Source organism: Bartonella sp. W8167, assembly GCF_016100335.1.
In the GTDB taxonomy this organism is placed as follows: Bacteria; Pseudomonadota; Alphaproteobacteria; order Rhizobiales; family Rhizobiaceae; genus Bartonella; species Bartonella apis.
Genome location: NZ_JACFSQ010000001.1, coordinates 1,342,046 through 1,354,117, shown reverse-complemented (window position 1 = coordinate 1,354,117; position 12,072 = coordinate 1,342,046). Strand labels below are relative to the sequence as shown.

Genomic DNA, 12,072 nt, shown 5'->3' with positions numbered 1-12,072 from the left:
AACGGAAAATATAGTTATCAGTCACAGCTTGATTGTTACTTCGAAGCCTCGGGAACTTCCTTCGCGTGGAGATGAATATGAGATTCCGATAGGCATCGTCTTAGCTAAAGCCTCGACTATGGATAGTCCCAATCCGGATCCTTCCTTGTGGTTCTCTCCGCGATAAAAACGTTGACTTAGCAATTCGATTTTTGATGGGGAAACAACGGGGCAATCATTGGCTATAACGATTTTATCTTTATTGATCGAAATATCGACAATTGAACCTTCAAAACTATAGTTCAATGCATTTTCTAACAGATTGCGTATGATGACGCCGAATGCATCACCATTAAGGTGTTTTTCGAGAACTGTTACATAATAGGTCGTAACAAGCCGGCCTTTCGTAATATTGGCGCGATTGAAATCCTCTATAACAGCGTCGATAAACGGAATAAGATCAACAGGTTTTTCACTTGTACCAAGTTGGGCGTCCGCGCGGGCAAGTTGCAGAAGCTTTTCGCTTAAACGACGCAAACGCTGCAAAGCATTTTCAACTTCTTTGGCTCGCGGATGATAAAGTGTCGGCGTTTCTTCAATCAAAACTTGCGTATGAGCTAATGCCGCTGCGATAGGCGTTCGTATTTCGTGTGCACTGTTGGAAGTAAACGATCGCTCCGCTTCCAATGCCGCTTTCAGCTTTGCAAGCAGGCTATTGACCGAACCGATAATAGGTTGGAATTCATCCGGCATAGATCGCGATTCAATGGCTTGCATATTGCCGGTGTCTTTTGTTCCTATTGTTTCACTTAATTTTTTGATTGGGCGCAATTGGTTGCGAACAATAAAGCCGATTGCAAGCATGCTGAGCGGAATAATCAGTAAGGCAGGAATAAGCATTGCTGTCATTGCCTCGCGAGCCGCTTCACGCCGCTCTGAAAGCCTGTCGGCAACTTGAATGAGATAATCACCATCCTGACTGACGAGCGAATAAACACGCCATTTTTTTGTTTTGAAAAATCCTGTTGTCAAAGGAACGCCATAAGGATTGGAAGGCGCATCTTCCGAACGCATCACCATTTTTCCGTTGCGGTCAAGTACCTGATAGGTTGTGTATTCTGCCGGTGTGGAGTGATTATCGGTTTTAACCAGAAGGTCGGTATCCTTGTCATTATCGCGAACATCTTGAAGGGCTAATGGAAGAAGCCGTTCTGCGGTCACCTGCAATGTGCCGTCAAAGGATTCGCCATATTCTTCATACATGACAAAAGCGGCCATGAGGCAGGCGATCACCCAAAAAACCAGATTGGCGCATGTGGCTGAAACGATGACACGCCTTGTCAGGCTTTTTTTCTTATGTCTGAAATTCAACATAAGCTATACCCGCGTCCATGATGTGTCTTGATGCGGTCCTTGCCGATTTTTTTGCGTAGACGGCTGATATAAACTTCAACTGTATTGCTTTCGACTTCCGAACCGAACGCATAGATTGTATCTTCAATTTGAGCTTTGGTGACGAGCATATTGGGATGGGTTGCCATATGTTCTATAATGGCCCATTCGCGTGAACTCAATTCGACTTCCTTGTTGTCGATGAAAAGTCTTTTGTTTTCCATGTCCAAAGTCATCGAACCAATTCTTATCTCGGATTTCGAAAGGCCGTTTGTCCGGCGTGCAACAGCGCCAATTCGGGCGGTTAGCTCATAAAGGTCGAACGGTTTTACAATATAATCGTCCGCACCGCTGTTTAATCCTTCAATCCGCTCGCTAATCTGATCATGTGCAGTGAGAATAACAACCGGTGAGCCAAGGTTTTTTGCACGGATATTTTTGAGAAATTCCAGTCCGCTTCCATCTGGAAGACGCAAGTCCAACAAGATAAAATCATAATGCGTAGTTGCAACGGCGGAATAGGCATCTTCGAGGGTCTCAGCCCAATCGACAGCATTATTCTGGTTGATCAAATGGTCGCGCACAGCACGACCAAGTGATTTGTCATCTTCAATCAGCAATACACGCATTGTTTATTTTTCCATTGCTACCTGACTGGCTTGACAAGATTTGAAAATATCAAGTCGATCATCTTTAAGCGTTGTTTTTACATTCATCATAGTCAGGACGGAAGGAAAAAGATTGTCGTGGGACATTTGTCTAATGTCGGAGTCTCTTTTCACACAGCCGAGATCCAGTTTCATCGTATTGGCAAAGGCTGGTGATATCCACAAAATAAAAGGGATATGCGTTTGTTCTTTAGGCGCTATGGAATAGGGCATTCCATGAAGATATAGGCCGTTTTCGCCTAACGATTCACCGTGATCCGACATATAAAACATGGCAGAATCGAATTTTTCTGCTCTCTCGTTAAGTGCGTCGATAATCGCACTTAGGAAATAGTCTGTGTAGAGAATGGTATTGTCATAAGCATTGCGGATTTCTTCGGGCTTGCATTCACTGAAAACGGTTTTCCGGCAATCGGGGCGAAAATGCCTGAATGCTTCCGGATAACGCTCGAAATAGGCAGGCCCATGACTGCCCAGTTGGTGGATGAACAATACACTGTCGTGATCGATGTGATCGAGCCATTCTCCCAATTGCTTGAGCATGATGCCATCCTGACATTCGCCGTCAATGCAGAATGTCGGGTTTTTCGAACCGTAAAAAGAAACAGTCTTCACGCGGTCGGCAACGCCTTTGCTCCCCGTATTGTTTTCCCACCATTCTACATTCACGCCGGCAATTTGCAAAATATCGGGAAGACTATTTGTTGAAACAGCACGCGCGATCGTAAATTCTTTTCTTGGATAGGGAGAAAACATGCAAGGAAGAGATTGGGCCGTGGCGGTGCCGCATGATGTCGTATGCGGAAAATAGATGATATCCCGTTTTTTTAGTTCCGGATTGGTTTCTTTATCATATCCTTGAAGTGAAAAATCTTCCGCTCGTGCTGTTTCACCGGCGACAACAACCATTACACGCGGGCGATGATTCTGTGGTTCTAAGGGCACGACCTTGGCATCAAGCCCCACCTGTTTGAAAACATGGGTTTTTGCGTGTTCTCTGCGGGCGACATATTTGACTGCATTACCGATTGGCAGAATGGGGTTAACAATACGAACAATTTCATTGTGTTCGCGCAAAGTCGAAATCAGTTGGCGGGATGTAATCAGCGTACAGAACACTGCAATCAACAGGCAGGGAACAATGACAGAAAGGTTGAAAAGCACTTTTTTCAGAATTGGAAAATGTTTGACCTTAACCCATAATATCAGTAGGCACGGGAGAACACCGGTCAGGAAAAGATGGGAAAAGAACATTGGCGAAAGCAGGTTGGAAGCTTCGGCCGGGGTGGTTTCTACAGCATTGGCAATCATATCGCGGTCGATTATTGTTCCGAATTCATCGGTGAACCAGCTTGCGACACTTCCCGCAAGAATAAAGATTATGAATACCGGCTTGATAAGATATTTAATCGAAACTGTGACTGTCAAAGCAATGAAGAGACAGGCGACACCAACAGCAATTGCTGTGATCGGTGCAAAATCATAGTTAAAGGCCTGAAAAACATGTTGCCAGAAGGTCCGGTTGAACACCACAAGCATATAAAGTGCAACGATGATTGACAATGTCACGCTACTGATTGCGGGGCGATATTTCATAATCGGGCGAAACATAATTTACCTCACAACATCAGCGGAGTAGTGACGGGATAAAGACATTCTGATAGAAAATGGTTTGACGTATTCGGCAGGAAATTTTTCGCATTTTGCGTTGACATCGGGCGATTTTTCCAGTTTTCCCATTTCACTTCTTGCGTTTGATAGATCATCTTGGAAAGCCGGAAGCTTTTTCAAGCGGTTAACGAGTTTTTCGGAATAATCTTCATCGACTTCGACAGCACTGACGCTGTGAACGCCGCAAATCACCCGGCTTTCAGCAAAACTGCGTGCATGTGCAAAGATTGCCGCACGACGTTCGGGAAAAAATTCAACAAGTAAACGTGCCAAGGTCCAACCTTCCATGGCATGACCGGACGGATAATCATATCCCGCCGACGTCTTACAAGAAGCACCACCATAAGCAATATAAGGACGAGGGATTTTGAATTCTTTCTTGGATTTTCGTGTTAATCTCTCTGCGTCATCATTAATTTTTGTAAAGAGCTTAACGAAATTCGGCATATTTTTCGGCTCTAACCTATATCCCGTTGCACACCCGAAACTTTGAATAAGCTCCGTTTGTGTCGCGTCAGCGTCGTTTATAGCCTGTTTCCAACGCGCACTGTCTTTATACGTACGGGTCTTTAAAAAAACTTTTTCGTCACGTTGTTGTTCAGCACTACCCACGGGGGGCGGGGTAATGTTGAGCACCATGCGTTGTTCGCCATAACGGTTAAGGTAACCGCCGCCACCCATATAATAACCGCTACAAAACAATGTTGCACAACCAAGAACAGCAATAGTGAGTTTTTTAGTTTTGCGCATTCGTGGAATCCTCGTTTGATCCCTCATCTAAATGCCAAAACTGACAGTATCCTGAACGGAAGAAATAAACTTTGAATTGATATCTAACGAAATCGGTAGCGGATTTTTGAAGCAATGCTTTGTGGTTATGCTAAAAATGCCAACGTTTACAACGAAAACGGCTTGAAAAGAAGCAATAATTTTTTGTGACGTGTTTTTTAAATTTGACAATACAAAGAGAAAGTTGCGTGTAATTTTTCACCAAAATTGCTTGTTCCTAATTCATGAAGCACCCGGTAAGAAGCCTTATTCTTTAGAAATGGATTTCATAAATCCCGAAAACTTCATAGAGAACAATTGCCAAAAAGGATGTCATTTATGAGTTAAGCCACATTAACTTGTTAGCATTGAATAATTATCGGCTTTCTTTCTTGAATATTTATAGTGATTTCACTAACACATTCGGGGTGTTGCGGCGGAGAGATAGATAATGCAGAACAGTTCGTTAAAACAAGGTCTGAACAAGCGGCACGTTTTCTTTATAGCCCTCGGTTCTGCAATCGGTACGGGATTATTTTATGGCTCGGCCGGAGCTATCAAAGTTGCCGGTCCCAGTGTTCTTCTCGCTTACTGCATCTCAGGTGTTATGGCTTTTATGGTCATGCGTGCATTGGGCGAAATGGTGCTTCATAATCCGCTTCCTGGTTCGTTCGGCCGCTATGCCTCCAATTATATGAGTCCGTTTTCCGGTTTTCTTACCGGCTGGACCTATGTTTTTGAAATGGTGCTCGTTTGTCTTGCCGACATTACCGCTTTTGCAACTTATATGGCGTTCTGGTTTCCTGAAGTTTCGCCATGGTTATGGACGCTCGGCATTACGCTCGTCATAACAGGACTGAATCTCACTGCTGTGAAAATTTATGGTGAAATGGAATTCTGGCTTTCGGTGGTAAAAATTGCGGCGATCATTGCCATGATTATCGCCGGTTTCGGCATTATGTTATTCGGCTTCGGAACAGCAACACATGAAGCAACCGGCATTCATAACCTTTGGAGCAATGGCGGTTTCATGCCGAATGGCTGGGGAGGCTTCATTGCTTCTTTCAGTGTGGTTGTTTTCGCTTTTGGAGGAATTGAAATTATCGGCCTTATGGCGGTCGAGGTTAAAGATGCCGATCGTAATATCCCAAAGGCAATCAATGCCATTCCGTTCCGGATATTGTTTTTCTATGTCGCAACTCTTGCTATTTTGATGTCGCTTTATCCTTGGAATAAAATCGGCCTTGAGGGGAGCCCGTTTGTTACAATTTTTGAAAGTCTCGGCATTAAATATGCAGCCAATATTCTCAATATTGTTGTGATCACGGCGGCAATTTCTGCAATCAACAGTGACTTATATGGGGCAGGCCGCATGTTGCATGGCCTTGCCGAAGATGGTCATGCTCCTAAAAAACTTAATTTTGTTTCCAAAAACGGAATTCCGGTTTTGTCTGTTCTGGCAATGTTTTGCGTTCTCGTCATCGGTGTGGCGCTTAATTATTTTATCCATGACAAGCTGTTTTTCCTGATTGCAGCTATGGCAACATTTGCTACCGTCTTTGTCTGGCTGATGATTTTGCTTTCACAAGTTTGCATGCGCCTTAGAATGTCAAAAGCCGAACAGAAGAACTTGCGTTATCAAATTCCGTTCTGGCCGGTTGGTCCGTTTGTTGCGATCCTTTTCATGATTTTTATCATTGTACTTCTGGGATTTTTTGAAGACACAGCACCTGCACTTGTCGTCGGTATCATATGGATCGTTTTAATGTTTGTCTGCTATTTCATTATGAAGCGGACAGGCAATGAAGCAGGGCATGCCAAATTAAAATAATCCTTAAAATGGAAGCAAGCAATTGTCGGGCATAAAGTGGTCTTGCACTTCGCAACAAGGCAAATCCAAAAATTTGACGAAATGAAAATATAGGCTGTTCAAGCACTGTTTGTCATATTTCCATTTTTTTAAGATTTTCTGCAAAATTCTAAATTGGCTGAAGCCTTGGCGGTGGAATGATTAAATCCTTCTCGTAAATCGTCGAAAGGCTCGGTCTCATTCTATTTTGGAAGTGTTCTATTGCAAAACCATATGTTGGTGACTTGCAATGTGATGACAAAACGCGCTTCGGAATAGGGCAGGTTTAGTTAAAGGCAGGGTCTGTGCACTTATCCGAAGACAGAAATTATTCGGAAGTGCAAAAACAGACATAAGCACTATAGCGAATGGTTTTAGATCAAAACCGCTACTAGATGTCAGGTGCTCTAACGGGTGCTACAAAGCGATATTATTCGTTTCAGCATATTTCACGAGCCAGTGCCGCAACGTTACGGTTGTAGTTTTATCAAGTTCGGCAAGCATCGCTTTTTGCAAATCACCGATATCAAGTCTGAGCAACATGGCCTTGATGGGCCCGATAGCTGAGGGTGTCATGGAAATGCGGGTAAAGCCAAGGCCCAAAAGTGCCAATGCCAGTAATGGTTTACCGGCCATTTCGCCACATAAGGTCACCGGTGTGTTATTGCGTTCACCGGCTTCGATGATTTTGCGTAATGCACGCAGGAACGGCGTCGAGAGCTGGTCAAACCGATAAGCAATTTCCGAATTGCCACGGTCGATCGCCATCATGAACTGAAACAGATCATTAGAGCCAACAGAAACGAAGTCTACAACTTGCATAAGTTCGTCAAGCTGGAACAAGAGAGCCGGTACTTCGACCATTGCTCCCAATTTTAACCGCGTTGGCATAACGTAACCGAAACGCGTAAGATAGGCCACCTCGCGGTCGATAAGCTTGCGCGTGTGGTATATTTCACCGACCTCTGTCACCATTGGCAGCATGACGCGCAATTCCCGCCCGCCGGATGCTTTGAGGAGCGCGCGCAATTGCGTTCTCATCAATGCCGGTTTGTCGAGCGTAAGGCGGATGGCGCGCCAGCCAAGGGCAGGGTTTTCCTCTTTGCCCTTGCTGCGGAAATAGGGCAATACCTTGTCACCACCGATATCCAACGTCCGGAAAGTGACAGGCTTGTCACCGATTTCCTTATAGACATTGCGATAAAGTTTTTCCTGTTCATGGGCGCGCGGAAATGTCGAGGCAATCATAAACTGCAATTCAGTGCGAAAAAGGCCGATGCCTTCTGCGCCCGATTCATCAAGTTGAGGTAGATCGACAAGAAGACCCGCATTGATAAGCAAGGTAATGTGGCGGCCATCTTTGGTATTGGCCGGGACATCCCGCAAATCGCGGTAGAGTTTTTGTTTACGAGCGCGAAATCTGGCTTTTTCAACGAAAGCACTTTCAACATCCGGTACAGGGCGCAGATAAACCTTGCCGTCATCGCCATCAATGATCAGCGGATCCCCGTTTTCGGATAAGGATACCGCACCTTTCACCTGTCCCACAACAGGTATAGACATAGCCCGCGCCACAATAGCAACATGGCTTGTCGATGCCCCATCTTCCAAGACGAGACCGCGGACCCGTTCGCGCGGATAGTCCAACAATTCGGCTGCTCCCATAGAGCGAGCCACAATAATTGAATCGGTGGGCAAATCGGCATTGATGGTTTCGCGCGTGCGCCCCATTAGCTGGTAAAGCAAGCGATTGGCAAGATCGTCAAAATCCGAAAGCCGCTCGCGTAAGTAGGGATCCGTCAAGTGGACCATACGTGCGCGCGTATCACTTTGTACTTTTTCAACAGCAGCCTCGGCCGTCAAACCATTTTTGATAGCCTCTTCAAGCCTTCTTATCCAACCGCGATCATTGGCGAACATACGATAGGTTTCAAGAATTTCACGGTGTTCGCCTTCGCTTGCAACATCGCTTCTCGAAAGCATGTCGTCGATTGAAAGACGTAACGAGTTGATTGCTTTCGTGAGCTTCTCTATCTCGGCACCGCTATTTTCATTGAAAAGATTGGTCACAACAAGGCGCGGTTCATGAAGAACAATATGGCCAAGGCCGATGCCTTCGTTGAGTGATTGGCCAACAAGTGTAAACGGGCGACGCATATCAACATCGACATTGGGGCGGGTAAGTCGGGGTAGATCACCTGCAGCAACCATTTCCGCAAGAACCATGGCAACCGTCTCGAGTGCTTCGACTTCCTCGTCGCTATAACCCCGTTTGTTGCGGTTCTGGACAACAAGAACACCCAGAGTGCGACCGGCGCGTAAGATTGGAACACCAAGGAATGAAGAATATATCTCTTCACCTGTTTCGGGAAGATAGGTGAAGGCAGGATGTTTTCTGGCGTCAGTCAGATTGAGCGGACGGGCCGTGGCAGCGATCGTTCCAACCAGACCTTGCCCCAACCGTAATTCGGACAAGTGCACAGCTTCCGGGTTAAGACCTTCAGTGGCATAAAGTTCCAACATATTGTCGGAACGCAAAACATAAAAGGAGCAGACCTCTGCATCCATATTGCGAGCAATCTCGCGGACGATGAGGTCAAGTCGTTCTTGTGAGTCCATGGCGCGCGCCATAAACTCGCGTAGTCGCTTCAGAATAACTTTGGGGCCTACATGGGTCTCCCGCATAATTTATCATATCTCCCATTATGATAGTTAAGTCTCATGCTCATGCTTTTAAAAGGTCAACCCGCTTTTCATTTTTCCCGAGATAAAACCGGATGTTTATACCTCAACCTTTATCCAAGCCGTAGACGGTATGTAGTGTTCTTACAGCCAATTCGGTATAGGCATTATCGATCAAAATTGAAATCTTGATTTCAGAAGTTGTGATCGCACGGATATTAATGCCTTTTTCTGCAAGCGCTTTGAAAGCAGTGGCTGCAACGCCTGCATGGCTACGCATCCCTATGCCGATGATCGAAACTTTCGCGAGGTCTGTTTCCGACTGGATAACATCAAAGCCGATTTCTTTTTTATTGGCTTCAAGCGTTGCTACGGCTTTTTCTATATCGGTCGCCGGAACAGTGAATGTCATGTCGGTTTTGGAACCATCTTCCGAAATATTCTGCACGATCATATCGACATTGACATGCTCTTCCGCGAGCGGGCCGAATATTGCTGCAGAAATTCCCGGTCGGTCGGCCAAACGGCGTAAAGAAATTTGTGCCTCTTCTTTGGCAAAAGCAATGCCTGTGACAACTTGTTGTTCCACGATTTCATCCTCGTCGCAAATGAGTGTTCCGGGTGGATTGATAGGGTCGCCCATGCCCGGAGCATCGGGATCCTCGAAACTTGAACGCACAAATGTGCGTACCTTGTGAACCATAGCAAGTTCTACAGAACGCACCTGCAAAACTTTTGCACCAAGGGAAGCCATCTCCAGCATTTCCTCGAATGCCACTTTCGGCAGACGACGTGCCTTGGGGTCAATTCGCGGGTCTGTTGTGTAAACGCCGTCAACATCGGTATAAATATCGCACCTGTCAGCTTTGACTGCTGCAGCAACGGCAACGGCACTGGTATCGGAACCGCCGCGGCCAAGTGTCGTAATACGTTTATCCGGTCCAATGCCCTGAAAACCCGCGATAACGGCAACCTGCCCGTCTTTAAAACGCTGGATTAATTGCGAACCGTCGATTTTTGTAATGCGCGCAGCACCGTGCGCATTGTCTGTCTCGATCGGAATTTGCCAACCGAGCCACGAGCGCGCATTGATTCCCATGGATTGCAGGGTGATGGCTAAAAGTCCGGCGGTTACCTGTTCACCCGAAGCAACGACCACATCATATTCCCGTGCATCATGCATTGGCGAAGCTTCACGTGTCCAGCCTACGAGCTCGTTTGTTTTACCGGCCATCGCCGAAACCACGACAGCAACTTCATTGCCGGCATCAACTTCACGTTTGACATGGCGCGCAACATTTTTGATACGCTCGATATTGGCGACTGAAGTCCCACCGAATTTCATTACTATGCGCGCCATTTAAACAACTCTCGCCTCTAAATTTTGAAATTGTTCTGAAGCCAAGCATTGCGCGCTTGGCGGCTATGCTGACATAGCCAATATTGAGAATTTAAGCAAGACTGACATATTTACTTGTTTGTCTCTTGACTTTGCCCCATTTAAGACAGAACTGATAAACGTAATCTTTTAGGAGAGACCCCATGGCAGAAGCCCACCGTACTACGATAGATCAGGCCGAAGTTGACCATTTCTCGCGTATTGCAGCTGAATGGTGGAATCCACAGGGAAAATTCCGTCCGCTTCATAAATTCAATCCGGCGCGTCTTTCCTATATCAAGGAAAAGGTTTGTGAAGCTTTTGACCGTGATCCCAACGATGCAGAACCGTTCAAGGGAATACGTTTTCTTGATATCGGCTGCGGGGGCGGGCTGTTATGCGAGCCGATGGCGCGTTTGGGGGCTGAGGTTGTGGGGGCCGATGCATCGACGACGAATATCGAAGTTGCAAAAATCCATGCGACTCAGTCCGGTTTGAATATCGATTACCGTGCAACGACTGCCGAAGAGCTCGCAAAAGCCGGTGAAAAATTCGATGTCGTTTTGAATATGGAAGTGGTTGAACATGTGTCTGATGTCGACCTTTTCATGTCGGAAAGTTCAAAAATGGTCAAACCGCAAGGATTGATGTTTGTTGCAACACTCAACCGCACTTTGAAGTGTTGGGGGCTTGCGATTATCGGAGCCGAGTATGTGTTGCGGTGGTTACCTAAAGGAACACACGATTATAACAAGTTTCTGACGCCTGATGAAATTACAGAAAAATTGAATACAGCCGGTCTCACAGTGATAGACAAACTGGGCATCACCTATAATCCGCTTAAAGATAGCTGGAACAGATCCAAAAACATGGATGTCAACTATATGCTGCTTGCCCGCCGCCTAAAATAAAGGGCTGTTTTTAAAAAGTTACCAGTGTTAGATAATATGTTTCCGGAAGATCAATTTTCATCTTCCGGCAATGTTGCAAGCGGCATGACAGGAATACCGTCATCAACGAGTGAAGAGACCTCTTCTGAACTGGCCTCGCCATAGATGGGGCGTTCTTTCACTTCCTTGAAATGAATGCGTCTTGCTTCTTCGGCAAAACGGTCACCGACATATTCCGCATTCTTGCGGACTTTTCGGGTGATTTTGCGCATTTCCTCAAGCATCTTTTTCTGCTCGCCCGTCATTCCCGTTGCTACTTTTTCCCGCTCTCTTGAAGTCGCAACAGCCGGCGCCATCAATGTTTTTTCAATCAATGTTGAATCGCAGACAGGACAGCGGATAAGTTTGGATTTTTTTTGTTCCAAAAAATCATCATTATTGCGGAACCAGCCGTCGAACTCATGAGCCTTGTCACAATGAAGCGAAAAACGGATCATTATTTGTTCCCGGAAAGCAGTGTGTCGAGCCTACCGCTGTGATCAAGCTCGTAAAGATCATCGCAACCGCCGATATGGTTTTCGCCAATAAAAATTTGCGGAAATGTATTGCGACCATGTGCACGTTTCACCATTTCTGCGCGTCTTTCACCAGATCCATCAATTTCTTCAAACTGAACGCCTTTCGATTGCAACAATTCCATGGCACTTTCGCAATAAGGGCAGTGAGGACGGGTGTAAATCGTTATATGCGGCATTTCTTTCTCCATTCTCGCTATATAAGTGTCTTTCATTTTTT

The 12,072-nt window shown here is 45.8% G+C and carries 10 protein-coding genes; 2 read left to right on the top strand and 8 right to left on the bottom strand.

Going from position 1 to position 12,072, the window contains the following annotated elements:
• Positions 1-21: 21 nt before the first annotated feature.
• Genes H3V12_RS05675 through H3V12_RS05660 form a run of 4 tightly spaced genes read right to left on the bottom strand, consistent with a single transcriptional unit; the run spans position 22 to position 4,460 of the window.
• Positions 22-1,353, bottom strand: a complete 1,332-nt coding sequence (locus tag H3V12_RS05675) for an ATP-binding protein (protein ID WP_198213414.1) — start codon at positions 1,351-1,353, stop codon at positions 22-24.
• The gene (locus tag H3V12_RS05670; protein ID WP_198213412.1) at positions 1,347-2,000 is read right to left on the bottom strand and encodes a response regulator transcription factor; all 654 of its coding nucleotides are present in this window, start codon (positions 1,998-2,000) and stop codon (positions 1,347-1,349) included. The genes H3V12_RS05675 and H3V12_RS05670 overlap by 7 nt, the downstream gene beginning before the upstream one ends.
• A 3-nt stretch (positions 2,001-2,003) precedes the next feature.
• Positions 2,004-3,650 (bottom strand): phosphoethanolamine--lipid A transferase, encoded by a 1,647-nt coding sequence (locus H3V12_RS05665; protein WP_198213410.1) that lies wholly within the window; start codon positions 3,648-3,650, stop codon positions 2,004-2,006.
• Between the two features lie 3 nt (positions 3,651-3,653).
• On the bottom strand, positions 3,654-4,460 hold the full coding sequence (locus tag H3V12_RS05660; protein WP_198213408.1) for a phosphatase PAP2 family protein: 807 nt from the start codon (positions 4,458-4,460) through the stop codon (positions 3,654-3,656).
• A gap of 469 nt (positions 4,461-4,929) precedes the next feature.
• On the opposite strand from H3V12_RS05660, the gene H3V12_RS05655 reads away from it, so the two are divergent.
• The gene (locus H3V12_RS05655; RefSeq protein WP_198213406.1) at positions 4,930-6,309 is read left to right on the top strand and encodes an amino acid permease; all 1,380 of its coding nucleotides are present in this window, start codon (positions 4,930-4,932) and stop codon (positions 6,307-6,309) included.
• Positions 6,310-6,744: 435 nt separating this feature from the next.
• Here the strand turns inward: H3V12_RS05655 and ptsP are convergent, their stop codons facing one another.
• Positions 6,745-9,012 (bottom strand): phosphoenolpyruvate--protein phosphotransferase, encoded by a 2,268-nt coding sequence (gene ptsP / locus H3V12_RS05650; RefSeq protein ID WP_198213404.1) that lies wholly within the window; start codon positions 9,010-9,012, stop codon positions 6,745-6,747.
• Between the two features lie 103 nt (positions 9,013-9,115).
• A complete protein-coding gene (locus tag H3V12_RS05645; RefSeq protein ID WP_075916079.1) occupies positions 9,116-10,369 on the bottom strand; it encodes an aspartate kinase in 1,254 nt (417 codons plus the stop codon).
• A 182-nt stretch (positions 10,370-10,551) separates the two neighbouring features.
• On the opposite strand from H3V12_RS05645, the gene ubiG reads away from it, so the two are divergent.
• Positions 10,552-11,298 (top strand): bifunctional 2-polyprenyl-6-hydroxyphenol methylase/3-demethylubiquinol 3-O-methyltransferase UbiG, encoded by a 747-nt coding sequence (gene ubiG / locus H3V12_RS05640; RefSeq protein WP_198213402.1) that lies wholly within the window; start codon positions 10,552-10,554, stop codon positions 11,296-11,298.
• A gap of 50 nt (positions 11,299-11,348) precedes the next feature.
• Here the strand turns inward: ubiG and H3V12_RS05635 are convergent, their stop codons facing one another.
• Positions 11,349-11,774 (bottom strand): DUF1178 family protein, encoded by a 426-nt coding sequence (locus H3V12_RS05635; protein WP_198213400.1) that lies wholly within the window; start codon positions 11,772-11,774, stop codon positions 11,349-11,351.
• A complete protein-coding gene (grxC, locus tag H3V12_RS05630) occupies positions 11,774-12,031 on the bottom strand; it encodes a glutaredoxin 3 (RefSeq protein ID WP_198213851.1) in 258 nt (85 codons plus the stop codon). The genes H3V12_RS05635 and grxC overlap by 1 nt, the downstream gene beginning before the upstream one ends.
• Positions 12,032-12,072: the final 41 nt, after the last annotated feature.